The sequence below is a fragment of the Paenibacillus sp. 01T422 genome (assembly GCF_056398785.1).
Window position 1 is genome coordinate 1 of the sequence record NZ_JBFTQB010001588.1, and the last position, 535, is coordinate 535.

Annotated in this window: 1 pseudogene; it reads left to right on the forward strand. The window is 40.9% G+C overall.

The window, feature by feature from the left end:
• Positions 1-360 (forward strand): annotated as a pseudogene (locus tag AC1DUA_RS40315) (hypothetical protein); the annotation flags it as partial.
• Between the last annotated feature and the right edge of the window lie 175 nt (positions 361-535).

A 535-nucleotide genomic window follows, 5' to 3' on the forward strand; every position in this document is an offset into this window, starting at 1 on the left:
GATGTTAAACAGGCAAGTGTAGATGTTAAACAGGCAAGTGTACCTGTATCGGTGAAAAGCGATATTGTTGCTGTAGACAAGTTGGAAGCTGGGGAATCAGAAGCAACGATTTCTACAGGTGCTAATGCTTATGCGGTAGCAGATCTGACTGTAACGGATAACTATGGTGTTGAGTACGACAAAGATGAAGCACCGGCATATAACTATTTGATGGGTCTGGCATTCTCTGCGGATCATGTTAAAGGAAAAGTAGAGATTAGTGCTGACGGAACAATCAAAGCTGATACCGGTACGACTTTTGATTTGATCATCACATCGCCAAATGGCAAGTCGACTGTAACATCGGTAATCGTGAAGTAACTCTTCTAAAAAAGAAGGCCCTTCGGGGTCTTCTTTTTTGCGTTTTTCCTAGTGTGAGCACGGATAAAGCTAGCCTTGGAAAATACTTGTCAATGAATTAATAGCGAGATAATAGTATACTAAGTCATGTAGACGAGGTGATAGACAAAAGGCTATACGAAAATGATAGCAAAGT